At 71.0% G+C, this 17257-nt stretch carries 15 protein-coding genes; 7 read left to right on the top strand and 8 right to left on the bottom strand.

The window, feature by feature from the left end; genetic code table 11:
- Positions 1-50: 50 nt before the first annotated feature.
- Entirely contained in the window at positions 51-983 is a 933-nt protein-coding gene (locus G6N48_RS14760; protein ID WP_085270601.1) for an LLM class flavin-dependent oxidoreductase, read from the top strand.
- Here the strand turns inward: G6N48_RS14760 and G6N48_RS14755 are convergent, their stop codons facing one another.
- Positions 984-1589, bottom strand: coding sequence for a hypothetical protein (locus G6N48_RS14755; protein ID WP_139825900.1), 606 nt, complete (start codon positions 1587-1589; stop codon positions 984-986).
- A 98-nt stretch (positions 1590-1687) separates the two neighbouring features.
- Between G6N48_RS14755 and G6N48_RS14750 the strand changes: the two genes are divergently transcribed.
- Both G6N48_RS14750 and G6N48_RS14745 read left to right on the top strand, forming a co-directional pair.
- On the top strand, positions 1688-2389 hold the full coding sequence (locus G6N48_RS14750) for a hypothetical protein (RefSeq protein ID WP_085270599.1): 702 nt from the start codon (positions 1688-1690) through the stop codon (positions 2387-2389).
- A 5-nt stretch (positions 2390-2394) separates the two neighbouring features.
- The gene (locus G6N48_RS14745; protein WP_179969877.1) at positions 2395-3966 is read left to right on the top strand and encodes a DNA polymerase Y family protein; all 1572 of its coding nucleotides are present in this window, start codon (positions 2395-2397) and stop codon (positions 3964-3966) included.
- Positions 3967-4106: 140 nt separating this feature from the next.
- Here G6N48_RS14745 and G6N48_RS14740 read toward each other — a convergent pair whose 3' ends face one another.
- From G6N48_RS14740 to G6N48_RS14725, 4 genes are all read right to left on the bottom strand, one after another.
- On the bottom strand, positions 4107-5183 hold the full coding sequence (locus G6N48_RS14740) for a nucleoside hydrolase (RefSeq protein ID WP_085270598.1): 1077 nt from the start codon (positions 5181-5183) through the stop codon (positions 4107-4109).
- Positions 5183-5323 (bottom strand): hypothetical protein, encoded by a 141-nt coding sequence (locus tag G6N48_RS14735; RefSeq protein WP_161494235.1) that lies wholly within the window; start codon positions 5321-5323, stop codon positions 5183-5185. The genes G6N48_RS14740 and G6N48_RS14735 overlap by 1 nt, the downstream gene beginning before the upstream one ends.
- A gap of 111 nt (positions 5324-5434) precedes the next feature.
- Positions 5435-7468 (bottom strand): SDR family oxidoreductase, encoded by a 2034-nt coding sequence (locus G6N48_RS14730; protein WP_085270597.1) that lies wholly within the window; start codon positions 7466-7468, stop codon positions 5435-5437.
- Between the two features lie 64 nt (positions 7469-7532).
- Positions 7533-8240 carry a histidine phosphatase family protein gene (locus tag G6N48_RS14725; protein WP_085270596.1) on the bottom strand — a complete coding sequence of 236 codons (708 nt, stop codon included), beginning with the start codon at positions 8238-8240 and terminating at the stop codon, positions 7533-7535.
- Between the two features lie 89 nt (positions 8241-8329).
- Between G6N48_RS14725 and G6N48_RS14720 the strand changes: the two genes are divergently transcribed.
- Positions 8330-9202 carry a MaoC family dehydratase gene (locus G6N48_RS14720; RefSeq protein ID WP_085270595.1) on the top strand — a complete coding sequence of 291 codons (873 nt, stop codon included), beginning with the start codon at positions 8330-8332 and terminating at the stop codon, positions 9200-9202.
- Between the two features lie 48 nt (positions 9203-9250).
- Here the strand turns inward: G6N48_RS14720 and otsB are convergent, their stop codons facing one another.
- Together otsB and G6N48_RS14710 are read right to left on the bottom strand one after the other, a co-directional pair.
- A complete protein-coding gene (otsB, locus tag G6N48_RS14715) occupies positions 9251-10474 on the bottom strand; it encodes a trehalose-phosphatase (protein ID WP_085270594.1) in 1224 nt (407 codons plus the stop codon).
- Entirely contained in the window at positions 10431-11807 is a 1377-nt protein-coding gene (locus tag G6N48_RS14710; RefSeq protein WP_085270593.1) for a wax ester/triacylglycerol synthase domain-containing protein, read from the bottom strand. The genes otsB and G6N48_RS14710 overlap by 44 nt, the downstream gene beginning before the upstream one ends.
- Before the next feature lie 153 nt (positions 11808-11960).
- Between G6N48_RS14710 and G6N48_RS14705 the strand changes: the two genes are divergently transcribed.
- Together G6N48_RS14705 and G6N48_RS14700 are read left to right on the top strand one after the other, a co-directional pair.
- Complete coding sequence (locus tag G6N48_RS14705) at positions 11961-15248, top strand: error-prone DNA polymerase (RefSeq protein ID WP_085270592.1); 3288 nt, start codon at positions 11961-11963, stop codon at positions 15246-15248.
- A 92-nt stretch (positions 15249-15340) separates the two neighbouring features.
- Positions 15341-15988 carry a nitroreductase family protein gene (locus G6N48_RS14700; protein WP_085270591.1) on the top strand — a complete coding sequence of 216 codons (648 nt, stop codon included), beginning with the start codon at positions 15341-15343 and terminating at the stop codon, positions 15986-15988.
- Position 15989: 1 nt separating this feature from the next.
- Here G6N48_RS14700 and G6N48_RS14695 read toward each other — a convergent pair whose 3' ends face one another.
- Positions 15990-16454, bottom strand: a complete 465-nt coding sequence (locus tag G6N48_RS14695) for a tRNA (cytidine(34)-2'-O)-methyltransferase (protein WP_085270590.1) — start codon at positions 16452-16454, stop codon at positions 15990-15992.
- 66 nt (positions 16455-16520) lie between these two features.
- Here G6N48_RS14695 and G6N48_RS14690 point away from each other — a divergent pair, with 66 nt between their 5' ends.
- Positions 16521-17144 carry a class I SAM-dependent methyltransferase gene (locus tag G6N48_RS14690; RefSeq protein WP_085270589.1) on the top strand — a complete coding sequence of 208 codons (624 nt, stop codon included), beginning with the start codon at positions 16521-16523 and terminating at the stop codon, positions 17142-17144.
- Positions 17145-17257 lie beyond the last annotated feature (113 nt).

Below are 17257 nucleotides of genomic sequence, written 5' to 3'. Positions count from 1 at the left end.
ACCGACGGCACTTCACCCGCACGCGGAGCGCGCATGGAAAGGTAGCGGCCATGAGCACCCTCGACATCGGCGTCTACGTGCCCCAGATGGGATTCACCTATCCGGACATCCTGCACCGCGCCCGGCGCTGCGAGGAGTTCGGCATCGGCTCGCTGTGGCTCTATGACCACATGTACGGTCCCGGCGCCCCGGCGATCCCGTCGATGGAGGCGTGGACGCTGGCGACCGCGCTGCTGGCCGGCACGGAAAGGCTGCGCGTCGGACACATGGTGCTGTGCAACCAGTTCCGTCACCCCGCGGTGCTGGCCAAGATGGCCACCACGCTCGACCAGATCTCGCAGGGACGGCTCGAACTCGGGCTCGGCAGTGGTTCCATTCCCGACGAACACGAGCGAATGGGGTTGCCGTGGGGCGCTTTCCGCGGACGTTCCGAGCGGCTCGGCGAGACACTCGAGATGCTGACGCAGGCGTTCGCCAACGGGCGGATCGACTTCGCGGGCCGCCATTACACCGTCACCGACATGCCGATCGTCCCCGGGGCGGTGCAGAAGCCGCGCCCGCCGATCGTCGTCGGCGGCGTGGGGGAGAAGTTCACGCTGCCGCTGGTCGCCCGGTACGCGGACGTGTGGAACGTGCCCACCTACGCGCTCGGTGAACTGGAGCGCAAACGCGACGTGCTGCGCGCCTGCTGCGCCGACGCCGGTCGTGATCCGGAGGAGATCGTGCTGTCGGTCGAGGCCGTCATGGCGCTCGCCCCCGACGACACGGCGCTGCCCGGGGTGCGAGCGCTGGCCGAGAAGCGCTTCGGTGCACCGGCTTTCGGCCTGCAGGAGGGCGGCCTGGTCGGCACCGCCCCGCAGATCGTGGACCGCATCAAGGAACTCGAGGCGCTGGGCTTCGGGCAGATCGTGCTGTTCACACACGACCGCGGCAGCGACGCGACACTGGAACTGCTGGCGTCGGGCGTGATCGGCGCGCTGTAGCTAGCGCACGACTTCGCGCCTGCCGTAGGCGGTGGTCGCGGCTTCCCAATCGCCGCCGGCCTCGCCGATGAGTCGCCGGGCGTCATCGAGGTCGCCCTGGGCGGCCACCAGGATCAGGGTGTGGTCGGTGGTCGTGACCGATGCGCCCAGCAGCCGGTCGTGAGCGGGCGAATCGGCGGTGAACGCAGCGCGGAGGCGTGCGGCGTCGACGTCGGGCACGCGGATGGCGACGGCGTCGGCCCCGGGCGCGTTCTGAGGCAGGTAGTCGAAGGTCAGCACCGCCTCCTGTGCGAACTGGTGGCGCAGCGCCTCGGCGACGTCGTGCAGCGTAGGCCCCTCGGGGACGCAGAGGTGGAATTCCCGCGAGGGTTCGGAGGCGGTCTGCCGTAGCGGGGCCGACCAGTACACCCCGTCGAGCGGGGTCGATCCCTGCACCGAGGCGCCGTTCCGCAGGATCGTGGCGTCGGCCTGGAGTTCGGACGGGGCATCGGGGTTGCCGGCCAGGAACAGCTCCGCCGGTTGACACGGCGTGGCGGCGCTGCGGGCGGTCGGCGTCAGGAAAACGGCACCGCATAGCACCATCAGCCACAGCAGTATCGACCGCATAAAGCAGCCTCTCACGTTTCTTGACGCTTGTCGGAGGGCGGGTGTTTACTCGAAATCGAATCGAACATACTTTCGAAAACAGCGGTCGGGAGGCAGTCATGACTGCGGCTTTCGCCTCCGGGCAATCCCCCGAATTCAGTCGGGAAAACCGTGCTGAGCAGCTGGAATCGTTGCGCCGGCAGATGGCCGGCATATCCGCCAAGATGGCCGGGCGCGCCGTCGCCGGCGTCGATGACCTGGCGCCGGACTCACAAGCGCGGCTGGCGCTTCCGCCGTGGCTCGCGGAGGCGCTGCCGGTGCCGCTGCCGAAGGGATCGGTGGCGGTCCTGTCGGGGGCCCGCTCGCTGCTGGTGAGTGTGGTAGCCGCGGTCACTGCGGCCGGGGGCAACGCGGCCATCGTCGGCCAGCCGGACATCGGGCTGCTGGCCGCCGTGGAGATGGGGGCGGACCTGAGCCGGATCGCGGTGATACCGGATCCTGGAACCGATCCGGTGGAGGTGGCCGCCGTGCTCGTCGACGGCATGGATCTGGTGGTGCTGGGTCTGGGTGGGCGCCGGGTGCCGCAGACACGGGCGCGCGCGGTGGTCGCCCGTGCCCACCAGAAGGGTTGCACCCTGCTGGTCACCGACGGCGACTGGCAGGGCGCGTCGACGCGGCTCGAGGCCCGGGTCTGCGGCTACGAGCTGACGTCAAGCCATGGGGGCATGCCCGCCCCGGGGTTCGGACGGATCGGCAAGGTGCGGCTGCAGGTCGGAGGGGTGTGCGCGGGGCGGGCGCTTGGCCGGGTTCGGGCCGGGTGAGCCGGATGAGCTCCAAAGCCTCTCGCGTGCTGGCGATCTGGTGCATGGACTGGCCCGCGGTCGCGGCGGCGGCGGCCGTGGGTCTGCCCGCGACGGCGCCGGTCGCGGTCACTCTGGCCAATCGGGTGGTCGCCTGCTCGTCGGCCGCCCGGGCGGCCGGGGTGCGGCGGGGGCTGCGGCGCCGGGAGGCGGCGGCCCGTTGCCCGCAGCTGCACGTCGCGACCGCCGACGCCGACCGCGACGCCCGCTTCTTCGAGGCGGTGGTGGCGGCGGTGGACGACCTGGTGCCCCGCGCCGAGGTGCTGCGGCCCGGGCTGCTGGTGTTGCCGGTGCGCGGGGCGGCCCGCTACTTCGGGTCTGAGGCGCAGGCCGCCGAGCGGCTGATCGACGCGGTGGCCGCCGCCGGCGCCGAGTGTCAGGCCGGGATAGCCGACCAATTGTCCACCGCGGTTTTCGCCGCGCGGGCGGGCCGTGTCGTGGAACCGGGAGGCGACGCGAAGTTCCTGTCGGTGCTGTCGATCCGCCAGCTCGCCACCGAGCCCAGCCTGTCCGGCCCGGGGCGGGAGGACCTGGCGGACCTGTTGTGGCGGCTGGGGATTCGCACCATCGGCCAGTTCGCCGCGCTGCTGCGCAGCGACGTGGCGTCCCGGTTCGGCGCCGACGGGGTGACCGCGCACCGGTTGGCCCGCGGCGAACCGGAGCGCGGGCCGTCCGGGCGGGAGCCGCCGGCAGAACTCGAGGCGGTGCGCGACTTCGACCCACCGATCGACCGGGTCGATGCGGCGGCGTTCGCCGGCCGTTCGCTGGCGAGCGCGTTGCATCAGGCGCTGATGGCAGCCGGGGTGGGATGCACCCGGCTGGCCATTCACGCGGTCACCGCCAACGGAGAGGAGCGCAGCCGGGTGTGGCGGTGCGCCGAGCCGCTCACCGAGGACGCCACCGCCGACCGGGTGCGCTGGCAACTGGACGGGTGGTTGAGCAGCCGGACGGCGCGCGATTCCCGTCCCACCGCGGCGGTGACGCGGTTGCGGCTGCAGGCCGTGGAGGTGGTGTCCGCCGAGGCGCTGCAGTTGCCGCTGTGGGGGGGTCTGGGCGAGGAGGACAGGCTGCGGGCTCGGCGGGCGCTGGTGCGGGTGCAGGGCCTGCTCGGCCCTGAGGCGGTGCGGGTGCCGGTGCTGTCCGGTGGTCGCGGACCGGCCGAGCGCATCACGTTGATCCCGTTGGGCGACGAGCCGGTGCCGCAGGCCGACCCCGACCTGCCGTGGCCGGGCCGCCTGCCCGGGCCGTCACCGGCCGTGCTGCTGGACGACCCGGTGGAACTGATTGACGTGCAAGGAAATCCGGTACGGGTCACCAGCCGGGGGATGTTCTCCACCGATCCGGCACGGCTGATCGTCCGCGGGCGTGACGAGCGGTTGTGTTGGTGGGCCGGTCCGTGGCCTGTCGACGAGCGGTGGTGGGACACCGATCCGGCAAGGGGCCGCACCGCACGGGCCCAGGCGCTGCTGGAAACCGAGCGGGCGTTGCTGCTCTGCTATCGGCAGAGGCGTTGGTACGTCGAGGGGAGCTACGAATAGCTATGCCGCTTACCCGTGGTTCACCCGCCAAACGGGCCGCGCTTCAGGGCCGCTCTTCGAGCACCGCTCGCGCGCGCTCCATCAGGGCCCCACCGCCGCCGTGCCCCACCCGGCCCGCACCAGCTCGATGCCGCGAATCTTCATGCGTTGTGTGATAGCCGCTGCGCGAACGGCCCAACCCGCTCGATGAATCGGTCGAAGAACGCCGCCGCGTCGACATCCACACCGATCAAGGCATTGGGTTCGCGCACCCCCGACCAGTCGGTCACCGTCATGGCGCGGGTCAGGGTCCCGGTCAGCTCGATGTCCACCGTCGCGGGGGCGGTCGTGACGAGCCCCGGCTCCAGCGCGACGGCGGCGGCCAGCGGATCGTGCATGTGCGCCTCGTACCCGTGCCCGATGTCGTGGTAGGCCTCGAGATAGAACCGCATCGCGTCCTCGATGACCCGGATCAGCGGATTGGACGCCCTCGAGCGGGTGCCGCGTTCGTCGGAGGGGCTCAGCACCGTGGTCGTCGACCCCGCGGCGGCCGCCAACCGGGCGAGGTGATCGGGCGTCATCGCGACCCTGCGGGTCAGGTCCAGGCCGCACAGGATCGCAAGCCGCTGCGGCCCGACAACATCGGCGGTCCACGCGGCCAACACCTCGGCCGCCGCCTCGGGGTCCACGCTGATGTTCCACTCGGCCACGGGCGTGGTGTTGCCCCGGTGATCGTAGGAGCCGCCCATGATCACCAACCGGTGCAGCAGCGTCGGGAGCGCGGGTTCGGCGCGCAACGCGAGCGCCAGATTGGTCAACGGGCCGGTCGCCACCCCGATGAGCTCACCCGGGTGGGCGCGGGCGGCGCGCACCCAGGCCGTCGCCGAGTCGTGGTCGGTGAGCCGACCGTCGCTGCGCGGCAGGTCGGCATACCCCAGGCCCCTGGGCCCGTGGACCTTCGACGGCAGGCGCAACGGACCGGTCAGGGTTCGGTCAGAGCCCCTCGAGACCGGGATGCCGGGGACGCCGCACAGCTTCAACAGGCCCAGGTTGTTCTCGCAAACCTGTTCCACCCCAACGTTTCCGCCGGTCGAGGCGATGCCGACCACCTCGGTGTCCGGGCTGGCCAGCAGGTACACCAGCGCCAGCGCGTCGTCCACGCCGGTGTCGACGTCGACGAAAACGGGCCGCACTTTCCGGACGGATTCCGGCCGCGTCTCCGCGCTGCGATGCCGCATCAGATATCGCTCGTTTCGACGCCGCGGCCGGCGAGATCCCGGTGCGCGGCCTCGATGTCGCCGACGGTCAGCACCGCCTGCCCCGGCCCGGTGTCGCTGTCCAGCGGCCGGACGTGGACCTCGAGGTGCGTGTCGACCATGCCGGCCTTCCCTTCTGGCGCATACCGGGGCCGGCATTCATTGTCCATGTCCGGCCATGTCCGGTGCGCGTCCGCCCCGCCCGTCGGCCGGTCACCGCCCGCCCGCCGGCTCTACCAGTGCACCCCGGGCACCAACCGGACCAGCCGCTTGACCGGCCGGGGAGTGCGCAGTCCGCCCGCGACGGCGCGGACCGGGCTACGCGGCTTGCGCCGCGCGGCTGCCGGCGGCGGCGCGACGGCGTCGGCCGGCATCCCGCGCGCCGCGGCCGAATCGGGGTAGCCCAGGTAGAGCTGGTGCAGCACCCGGCGAGAAGTCTTGGGCGCGAAGTAATTTCCGGCCTCGGCGAGCGTGCCCAGCGGGGTGTCGATGCGTGCCGGCTTCTCGACCAGCCCGCGCACCACCATGGCCGCGGCGCGTTCGGGGCTGATCGGGGGCACCGGGTTGAGGCGGTGTGACGGCACGATCATCGGCGTCTCGACCAGCGGCATGTGGATGTTCGTGAAGGTGATGTGGTCGGACAGCGTCTCCGAGGCGACCACGTCCGAAAACGCGTCCAGTGCCGCCTTGGTGGGCAGATACGAGCTGTACTTGGGATTGCGGGCGAGCACCCCGGCGCTGGAGACGTTGACCACGTGCCCGAACCGGCGCTCGCGCCAGTGCGGCAGCAGGGCGAGCACCATCCGCACCGCCCCGAAGTAGTTGACCGCCATCACCCGCTCGTAGTCGTGCAGCCGGTCCGTCGAGTGGACCACCGAGCGCCGGATCGACCGGCCGGCGTTGTTCACCAGGTAGTCGACGTGGTCGAAGCGGCCCAGGATGTCCTTGACGGTGTGATCCACCGACGCCGAATCGGTGACGTCGCAGCTGAAGGCGTGCGCGTCGCCGCCCTTGGCGCGGATCTGCTCGACCAGTTCGTCCAGCGCGTCGCCGTTGCGGGCCAGGGCGAACACCGTCGCCCCCCGCTCGGCGACGGCGATGGCCGACGCCCGCCCGATGCCGCTGGACGCGCCGGTGATGACGACGTGCCGGCCACGCAGGGGTTCGTCCGGGTCGTCGCGACGCGCCCGGTCGGGGTCGAGGTGCTGCGCCCAGTAACGCCACAGCCGCGGCGCGTAGGCCGAGAACTCGGGAACGTCGATGCCACTGCCATCGCGCTGGCTAAAGCCGCTGTCGCGCAAGGCATCCCGGGTCTTCTGGCTGACGAACACCGGCCTGAGGTCGACCAGGTCGAAGACCTCGGCGGGAACCCCGAGCTGGGTGGCGGCCATGTCGCGCAGCACCCTGGCGCGCCCGCGAACCTTCAGCACGGGCGCGGCCACCGAGCGGGGCAGCGACCCGCGCGCCGGCGGCAGCCCGGCCGCCTTCGCGACGCCGCGATAGATCCCGCGCAGGCCGATGGTCTTGGGCGCCGTGAGGTGGAAGGTGCGGCCGTCGCAGTCCGCGGCGTGCATGAGCGCGACGAGCGCGTCGGCGACGTAGTCGACCGGGACGACGTTGGTGCGCCCGGTGTCGGGCAGCAGGATCGGCGTGAACTTCGGCAGTCGAGCCAACGCGGACAATATTCCGAAGAAGTAGTACGGCCCGTCGATCTTGTCCATCTCCCCGGTGCGGGAGTCCCCCACCACCACCGCCGGGCGGTAGATCCGGTGCCGTAGCCCCTCGGCCGCTCGCACCAGCGCCTCGGCCTCGAACTTGGTCCGGTGATACGGCGTGGGCAGCTGCTGGCCGACGTCGAAGTCGTCCTCGGTGTACTCGCCGGCGAAATCGCCCGCCACGGCGATCGACGACACTTGGTGCAGCGTGGCGCCCAGCCGGCGCGCCAGGCCGATCACCGCACGGGTGCCCTCGACGTTGACTTCCCGCTGCTCGGCCTCCCCGGCGGTGATGTCGTAGATGGCCGCGCAGTGCACGACATGGTCCACCCGGGCGAGCTCGGCGAGTACGTCGTCAGTCAGCTCCAAGCCGGGCAGTTCGCCGACCAGCGGCTTCGCGCGGTCGCCCCACTCGTTTGCGAGACGTTCGAACCGGCCCAGGGACTGGCGCCGGACCAGCACCCACACCTGCGCGTCCGGCCGCGTCTGAAGGAGACGATCCACGACGCGGCGACCAATAAACCCGGTACCGCCGGTAACGACATACCGCATGGAGCCATCGTGGCGGCTGGTGGCCGCGCGCGTCAACTGCGCCGTTCGAATCGTGCCGGTGGGGTCAGCCGCTGAAGTTGCGGATGCCGTCCCAGTCCTCGAGCGTCCAGCCGGTCATCGGGTTGCCGGTGATCACGACGCGGCCGATGTTCGGCAGCGGATGGCTGGTCGCCAGGCTGTCCTTCGCGTTCTTGGTGTTCATCAACACCCAGTACTCGATCGCGAGGAGATGGGAGAAGATCACCGGCTTGCTGTTCCCGCTGTTGTAGACCTTCTGGACCGCCGCGGTGAACCGTTCGTTGAATTCCGTGCCGCTGACCGAGCCCGGGATGGAGTCCTGCCGGTCCCCGTTGAGCCAGTCGCGTGGTGCCACCATGTACGTCGCGGCGGCCATCGACTCGGGTTTCCCGTTGTACCAGCCGGCGTTGATCTCCTGGACGCCCTGCAGAATTTCCACCTGCTTGCCCATCTCGGCGGCCAGCGGCGCCGCGGTCTGCTGGGCCCTGGTCATCGTCGAGGCGTACACGGCGTCGAAGTCGTGGTGCTGGTGGGCCACCTCGAGCGCCTGCTCCTTGCCTTCCGGGCTCAGACCGGGGCCCGGCACCTCGGTGTCGATGACGCCGCTGGCGTTGGCCTCCGATTGTGCGTGCCGGATGAAGGTCAATGTAATGCTGCGCTGCTGCGGCGGCCCGCCGCAGGCGCCGATGACCATGGTTACGGCCAGCGCGGCCACCGCCTTGGAGGCTGTCGACATCATGCTGCGCTTGCGCATGTCGATAGCCTGCCCTGCCGACGGCGTCGGTGGGAAGGGTTTGCGATGGTTAGTGCAGAAAGCCCAGAAATCCGCAGAAGGAGTCCCCCGTGGCGATTGACCCGAGTGCCGTCGGCGCTGTGACCGATCCGATGCTGTTCGAGTGGACCGACCGGGACACGCTGTTATACGCGCTCGGCGTCGGCGCGGGGCTCGAGGACCTGTCGTTCACGACAGAGAACAGCCACGACATCACGCAGCAGGTGCTGCCCACCTATGCGGTGATCTGCTGCCCGGCCTTCGGCGCCGCGGGCAAGGTCGGAACGTTCAACTGGGCCATGCTGCTGCACGGATCGCAGGAGATCCGCCTGCACGCACCGCTGCCGGCCGCGGGCAAGCTGTCGGTGGTGTCCGAGGTCGCCGACATCCAGGACAAGGGCGAGGGCAAGAACGCGATCCTGGTGCTGCGCGGCCGCGGCACCGAGCCCGAGTCGGGCAAGCTGATCGCCGAGACGCTGACCACGCTGGTCATTCGCGGCGAGGGCGGGTTCGGCGGAGCGCCCGGTCAGCGCCCGATCGCACCGGAGATCCCGGACCGCGAGCCCGACGCCCGGGTCGCGCTGCCCACCCGCGAGGACCAGGCCCTGATCTACCGGCTCTCCGGCGACCGCAACCCGCTGCACAGCGACCCCTGGTTCGCCCGTGAGCTGGCCGGATTCCCGAAGCCGATCCTGCACGGACTGTGCAGCTACGGGGTCGCGGGACGCGCGCTGGTCGCCGAACTCGGCAAGGGCGTCGCGGCCAATGTCACCTCGATCGCGTCGCGGTTCACCTCGCCGGTGTTCCCGGGGGAGACGCTGACGACGTCGATCTGGCGCACCGAGCCGGGCAAAGCGGTGTTCCGCACCGAGGCGTCGGGAGCCGAGGGCTCCGGCGTTCGCGTGGTGCTCGACGACGGTGCGGTCGAGTACGCCGAGGGGTAGCTGTTCGCGCTGGGTCCCGTCCGCGCAGGGATGACCAACGGTCACAGGTCAATTCACCTGAGCGTCAGCGAGCCGGCGGGCCAGTCGCGCTGTGAACTCACTCACCGCGGCCGGGCTGTCCAACCCGAACAGCGCGGCGGTGGCGCGATCACCGTCCTCGTCGTGCCGCACCAGGATGGGCACGCCGCCGTCGCGCACCGCGTCGAACGCGTCTTCGTCGGTGATGTCGTCGCCGAGGTACATCGGCGTCAACGGGCCCGAGCCGGCCCGGTGCAGGTGCTCGAGCACCCAGCGCAGCGTCTTTCCCTTGTCCCAGTCGATGTCCGGGCGCAGCTCGATGACCTCACGGCCGGTGGTCACCCTCAGCGCGTCGTGCCGACCGGCCGCGCGCACCGCCGCGGCCACCTCGCCGACGCGCTCCCGCGCGGCGTTGCGGTAATGCACGGCCACGCCGAACCTCTTGTGCTCCACCACGACTCCGGGAATGGACCCCACCCTTTCGCGCAGCTCACCGGCCGCGCGCTCCAGCACGGGGATGGCCGCGGCCGCGTCCTCGTTCTGATGGTGGGTCCCGTCGGGCGCGGTGAGCTCGAAGCCGTGGCTGCCGGCATACCAGATGCCGGGCAGGCCGACCCGCTTCGTCACATCGACCAGGTCCCGGCCGGACAACACGGCGACGGGGCACCGAGCGGCCAGCTGCCGCAGCGCATCTTGGGCGCCGGGGACGGGCCGCGCCGCGCCCGGGTCGTCGACGATGTCGGACAGCGTGCCGTCGAAGTCGAAGAACACCGCCGGGTTCCCAGGCGGTTGCAGGGCCTGCAACGCGTCGCGGAGCTGCGACATCCGGCGGTCTCCGGTCCGCACCGCGATCTCGCCCACGTCGGCGACAACGGCGTCGGCGCCGGCCGCGTCCAGCGCGGCGCGTTGGTCGTCGCGCCTGGCCACGCCGACGACCAGCGCGAAGCCGCTCTCGCGTGCGGCCGTGACGACGGCGACGTCGCTCGCGACGACGACGCACCGGCCGGGGCGCACCCGCAGGCGGTCGGCCGCGGCGACCACGCCGTCGGCCCGGGCGGCGAACAGGTCCGGCGGGACGTCGCCGCGGTCGTCGGGGACCACGACGGCAGCGCCGACCCCGATGTCCCGCAACTGACGCACCACGTTCACCGCGGAGTCCAGCACAGCGCCCCCGGCGTCCGTTACCGCGTCGAGGTCGAACAGCGCGGCATCATGGCGGCGCGGGTCGACGATCACCGGCTCCGACGTGCGCACGACCCAACCTTCTCACGGTGGCCGTTGCCCCCGAGCCCGGGCCGGTCCCCCGCTTGCGCGGGCGGTCTTTGGCGAACAGCAATACCGAATCCTGGCTCAGCGCGACCAATCGCGCGACGCCGATCTCGATACCGGCGGCCAACCGCCTGACGTCGGATGCGGCGTGGTAGTCGGCGGTGATACCGAAGACGAGTTCGTCGCCGTAGTTCAGCACCGCCACACCGTTACTGAGCTGTGCGGCCGTCGGGGGCAGCGGCAGCAGGCGCTCGATGGTTTGGCCCATCAGCCGCAACTGGCGCCGCGGGCCGGCAACACTGGTCGCCAGCGTCACGATGTCGCCCCGCGGGAGCCGGTCCAGCAGCTGTAACACGTTGCCCCGCACCAGGGGTGGTAGCCGGTTCAACGCCGACTCGACCAGGCCGCCACCGGGCCGCCGGGCCCTGCGCCGGTGGTGCACGGCCCGCAGTCGGCGCACCGGGTCGTCGTGTTCCACCGGCAGATAAGCCGGCATGGCCGCACGGGCCGGCGTCGGCGACAGGGTGGGCAGCGAGTCGGGCCGCGGTTGCTCGCCGCGCTGCAGCAGCACCGCGCGGAAACCCTCGGTGATGGCGGCCAGCGCCACGTCGTCGGCGGTCACCCCGAACTTGCGGCAGACCCGGTCGACGTCGGCGATCGGCACTCGCACCGTGCGGTACCGGCGCATGGTGGCCCCGCCGGCCGGGGACGTCCGCAGCGCCGGCCAGGCCGCGCCCACGAGGGTGTCCGCGACGGTGCCGGCGACAGACGAAGCCCGCCGCAACGCATCGGTCAACCCGTGCCTGCGGGGCGGTCGCGGGGGAACAGGCTCGATCGGATCGGCTTCGGGCGCCGCGCCGGTCTCGGCGTCGTCGCAGAGCCTGGTGAGCAGGCGGGCGGGGGAGTTGTCGTCGGCCAGGCGGTGGTGAACCTTCATCAGGATCGCCCACTTCGCGTCCTCGAGGCCCTCGATGATCCAGCACTCCCAGGGCGGGCGGTCCGGGTCGAGGGGGCGTTCGAGGGCGAAGGCGATGGCGGCGGACAGCTCGGCGTCGCCGCCCGGACGACAAAGGGCGACCCGGCGCACATGGTGGGCGAGATCGAATTGCGGGCTATCGGTCCACGCGGTGCCCGACGGCGATGTCCGCAGCACCTGGGTGCAGCGGGGCAGGGATTGAACACGTTGCGCCAGAAGGCGTTTGAGCGATGAGTAGTCGGGGGTCCCGTCGACGATGGCGACCGCCCCGACCGCCAGGCCGGCGTGGTGATCCGCAGAAGCCTGGAGGAAAGCCGTGTCCAGTGTGTTCGCCTGCGTCATGCTCAGCCCCCGCCGTCACTTTTCGCACTTGTACCAGTTTCTGCGTTACGGCTACGCAGCGACAGGCCGGCGACGTTAAGAACGTGTTTGCAAGTTGAAGATGTGTTTAACATGTGCCCCACGATTCGAACATGTATTCGATAGACTGTCGAGGTGGGCTGGTTCAACGGGCCGCCGAGCTGGGCGGAGATGGAGCGGGTGCTCAACAGCAAGCCGCGCCATGCCGGCGAGCACACCTCGGCGTGGCCGCAGGAAGAGGCCCCCCTGTCGCCCAAGCGTGCGACGTACCTGCCGCCCGCCGGAACCCGGGTGGCCCCCTCGTCCGTCGGGTACGCCGAACTGCACGCCCATTCGGCGTTCAGCTTCCTCGACGGGGCCGCCACGCCGGAGGAACTGGTGGAGGAGGCCGCCCGCCTGGGTTTGCGCGCGCTGGCGCTCACCGACCACGACGGCCTGTACGGGGCGGTGCGGTTCGCCGAGGCGGCCGCCGAGCTCGGCATGCGCACCGTCTACGGCGCCGAACTGTCCCTGGGGTCGCAGGCCCGGACCGAGGCGCCGGATCCGGCCGGCCCCCACCTGCTGGTGCTGGCCCGCGGCCCGGAGGGTTATCGGCGGCTGTCGCGGCAGCTGGCCGCCGCGCACCTGGCCGGCGGTGAGAAGGGAAAGCCACGCTACGACTTCGACGCGCTGACCGAGGCCGCGGGCGGGCACTGGCACATCCTGACCGGCTGCCGAAAAGGGCATGTGCGCCAAGCACTTTCCGAGGGTGGGTCGGACGCGGCGCAGCGGGCGCTGGCCGATCTGGTGGACCGGTTCGGCGCGCACCGGGTCAGCATCGAGCTGACCCATCACGGCCAGCCGCTCGACGACGAGCGCAACGCGGCGCTGGCCGCCCTCGCGCCGCGCTTCGGTGTCGGCGTCGTCGCCACCACCGGGGCTCATTTCGCCCAGCCGTCGCGCGGCCGGCTGGCCATGGCGATGGGGGCCATCAGGGCTCGGCAGTCGCTGGACGCGGCCGCCGGGTGGCTGGCGCCGCTGGGCGGCGCGCACCTGCGGTCCGGCGCGGAGATGGTCCGGCTGTTCGCGCAGCGGCCGGAGGTGGTGGCCGCCGCCGCCGAGCTCGGCGAGCAGTGCGCCTTCGGGCTGGCACTGATCGCGCCGCAGCTGCCGCCGTTCGACGTGCCCGGCGGTCACACCGAGGACAGCTGGCTGCGGCAGCTGACCATGGCCGGTGCGCGCGACCGGTACGGGCCGGCCGAGAGCGCGCCAAAAGCGTACGCCCAGGTCGAGCATGAGCTGAAAGTGATTGCACAGCTTCAGTTTCCGGGTTATTTCCTGGTGGTCGACGACATCGCGAGGTTCTGCCGCCAGAACAACATCCTGTGTCAGGGCAGGGGATCGGCGGCCAATTCCGCGGTCTGTTACGCCCTGGGCGTCACGGCGGTGGACCCGGTGGCCAACGAGTTGCTGTTCGAGCGCTTCCTGTCGCCGGCCCGCGACGGGCCCCCCGACATCGACATGGACATCGAGTCGGACCAGCGCGAGAAGGTCATCCAGTACGTCTACGACAAATACGGCCGGGACTATGCCGCACAGGTCGCCAACGTCATCACCTACCGGGGTCGCATCGCGGTGCGCGACATGGCCCGCGCCCTGGGCTACTCGCAGGGGCAGCAGGATGCGTGGAGCAAGCAGATCAGCCATTGGAACGGGCTCGCCGACTCGCCGGACGCCGAAGGCATTCCCGAGCAGGTGATCGAGCTGGCCAATCAGATCCGGAACCTGCCGCGGCACATGGGCATTCACTCCGGCGGCATGGTGATCTGCGACCGCCCGATCGCCGACGTGTGTCCGGTGGAGTGGGCGCGCATGGAGAACCGCAGCGTCCTGCAGTGGGACAAAGACGACTGCGCGGCAATCGGTTTGGTGAAATTCGATCTGCTCGGGCTGGGCATGCTCTCGGCGCTGCACTACGCGAAAGACCTGGTGGCCGAGCACAAGGGGATCGTGGTGGACCTGGCAAGGCTCGACCTGTCCGAGCCCGCGGTGTACGAGATGCTGCAGCGCGCGGACTCCGTCGGTGTCTTCCAGGTGGAGTCACGGGCGCAGATGGCCACCCTGCCCAGGCTCAAGCCCCGGGTCTTCTACGACCTGGTGGTCGAGGTGGCGCTGATCCGCCCCGGGCCCATTCAGGGCGGGTCGGTGCACCCCTACATCCGGCGGCGCAATGGCCTGGACCCGGTGGTCTACGACCATCCGTCCATGGAGCCCGCCCTGCGAAAGACGCTGGGGGTGCCGCTCTTTCAGGAGCAGCTGATGCAGCTCGCCGTCGACTGCGCCGGCTTCTCAGCCGCCGAGGCCGACCAGCTGCGCCGCGCCATGGGTTCCAAGCGTTCCACCGAGCGCATGCAGCGGCTGCGCGGCCGGTTCTACGAGGGCATGCGCGCGCTGCACGGCGCTCCCGACGAGGTGATCGACCGGACCTACGAAAAGCTGGAGGCCTTCGCCAATTTCGGCTTCCCCGAAAGCCACGCGCTGTCCTTCGCGTCGCTGGTGTTCTACTCGTCGTGGTTCAAGCTGCACCACCCGGCCGCGTTCTGCGCGGCGCTGCTGCGCGCCCAGCCCATGGGCTTCTATTCGCCGCAGTCGCTGGTGGCCGACGCGCGCAGGCACGGCGTGGCGGTGCACGGCCCGGACGTCAATGCCAGCCTGGCCCACGCCACCCTCGAGAACACGGGAACGGAGGTGCGGCTGGGGCTGGGCGCCGTCCGCCACATCGGCGACGACCTCGCCGAGCGGCTGGTCGAGGAGCGAAAAGCCAACGGCCCGTTCGCGTCCCTGCTGGATCTGACCGGCCGGCTGCAGCTCTCCGTGCCGCGGACCGAGGCGCTGGCGACGGCCGGGGCCCTCGGCTGCTTCGGCATGGCCCGGCGCGAGGCGTTGTGGGCGGCCGGGGCCGCGGCCACGCAACGGCCGGACCGGTTGCCGGGCGTGGGCTCGTCATCGCAGGTTCCGGCACTGCCCGGGATGAGCGAGCTGGAGCTGGCCGCCGCCGACGTGTGGGCCACCGGCGTCTCCCCGGACAGCTACCCGACCCAGTTCCTGCGGGCCGACCTGGACGCCATGGGGGTGGTGCCCGCCGAGCGGCTGCTGAGCGTGCCCGACGGCGACCGGGTGCTGATCGCCGGCGCGGTCACCCATCGGCAGCGGCCCGGGACGGCCCAGGGGGTGACGTTCATCAACCTCGAGGACGAGACAGGGATGGTCAACGTGCTCTGCACGCCGGCGGTGTGGGCGCGGCACCGCAAGCTGGCGAACACGGCGCCGGCCATGCTGGTCCGCGGGCAGGTGCAAAACGCCACCGGCGCGGTCACCGTCGTCGCCGAACGGTTGGGCCGCATCAGCCTGGCCGTCGGGTCGAAGTCCCGCGACTTCCGGTGACCCCCGCCGAACGTGCGATCAGCGCGAAGATTCCGCCGATTTCTCGCAGTACGTACACGTTCGGCGCGAAGCCGCCTAGGTAGTCTCCACACATGACCCTCAATCTGTCCGTCGACGAAGTCCTCACCACGACGCGTTCGGTGCGCAAACGCCTCGACTTCGACAAGCCGGTGTCCCGCGAGGTGCTGATGGAATGCCTGCGACTGGCGTTGCAGGCACCCACCGGGTCCAACGCTCAGGGCTGGCAGTGGGTGTTCGTCGAGGACGCCGGGAAGAAGAAGGCGATCGCCGACATCTATCTGGCGAACGCCCGCGCCTACCTGAGCCTGCCGGCGGCGCAGTACCCCGAGGGCGACACCCGCGGGGAGCGGATGGACAAGGTGAAGGACTCGGCGCTCTACCTCGCCGAGCACATGCACGAGGCCCCGGTGCTGATGATCCCCTGCCTGGAGGGCCGGGTGGAGAATGCGCCGCTGGGTCTGAGCGCGTCGTTCTGGGCGTCGCTGTTCCCCGCATGCTGGAGCTTCTGCCTGGCGCTGCGCTCGCGGGGGCTGGGCACCTGCTGGACGACTCTGCACCTGATCAACGACGGCGACCGGCAGGCCGCCGAGGTCCTCGGCATCCCGCACGACAAGTACAGCCAGGGCGGGTTGTTCCCGATCGCCTACACCAAGGGCACCGACTTCCGCCCGGCCAAACGGCTGCCGGCCGAGCAGGTCACGCACTGGGACAGCTGGTAAGTCAGATCGCGCCCGGGTAACCGTGCTGGCGCCAGGCCTCGTAGACCGCAATCGCCGCGGCATTGGACAGGTTGAGCGAGCGCCGGCCCGCCAGCATCGGGATGCGCACCTGCTGGGTGACGTGCGGATCGGCCAGCGTCTGCGCATCCAGCCCGGTCGGTTCCGGGCCGAACATCAGCACGTCGCCGGGGCGGTAGCCGATGTCGGCGAACGAGGTGGGCGCGTGCGAGGTGAAGGCGTAAACCCGCTCCGGTGTTAGCTCTTCCCAGGCGGCCGCCAGGGACGCATGGACGGTGACGGACGCGAGGTCGTGGTAGTCCAGCCCGGCCCGCCGGAGTTTGGGCTCGGAAAGGTCGAACCCCATCGGCTCCACCAGATGCAGCTCGCAGCCGGTCGCCGCCACAGTCCGGATGGCGTTGCCCGTGTTGGGTGCGATGCGCGGGGAGACGAACATCAGCCTGAACACAACACGTCATCCTTCCGCAGGCGCCCGCCAGTCATGCAGGGCCGGCCAACCGGCGATAATGGCCGCATGGTCGAGCAGAGCATCTGGATGCAGAAGGTCGCTGCCGATCCCGGACATTCGCGCTGGTATGTCGAGCGCTTCCGGGCCATGGCCCGCGCCGGTGACGATCTGGCCGGCGAGGCTCGCTTCGTCGATGCGCTGGCGCCCCGCGGGGCCCACATCCTCGACGCCGGCTGTGGCCCCGGCCGGTTGGGCGGTTACCTGGCCGCGGCCGGTCACCGCGTGGTCGGCGTCGACGTCGACCCGGCGCTGATCGAAGCGGCCGAACACGATCATCCCGGCCCGCGCTGGCTCGTCGGCGACCTCGCCGAGCTCGACCTGCCCGCTCGCGGCATCGTCGAACCGTTCGACGTCATCGTGTCAGCCGGCAACGTCATGACGTTTCTTGCCCCCAGTACCCGGGTCCAGGTGCTGGGCCGGCTGCGCGCCCACCTCAGCGGCGACGGGCGAGCGGCGATCGGTTTCGGCGCCGGCCGCGGCTACGCGTTCGCCGAGTTCCTCGACGACGCGGCGGAAGCGGGCTATGTCCCCGAGCTGCTGCTGTCCACCTGGGATATGCGACCGTTCACCGACGACTCCGACTTCCTCGTCGCGCTCCTGCGGCCGGCCCAGGCCCTGCGACCAGCGTGAGGCTTCTCGACCAGCATCGACAACTGCGTTCCGCCGCAATGGCGGCGGACGCCCCGGCTATGAAACGCACCGCAGCCACACGCCGGGCTTCCGCAGTCCACCGCCGGCGACGC

The sequence above is a fragment of the Mycobacterium parmense genome (assembly GCF_010730575.1).
Lineage (GTDB): Bacteria > Actinomycetota > Actinomycetes > Mycobacteriales > Mycobacteriaceae > Mycobacterium > Mycobacterium parmense.
Note: the sequence above shows the minus strand (reverse complement) of the source record. Positions and strands in the feature narration are given on the sequence as shown.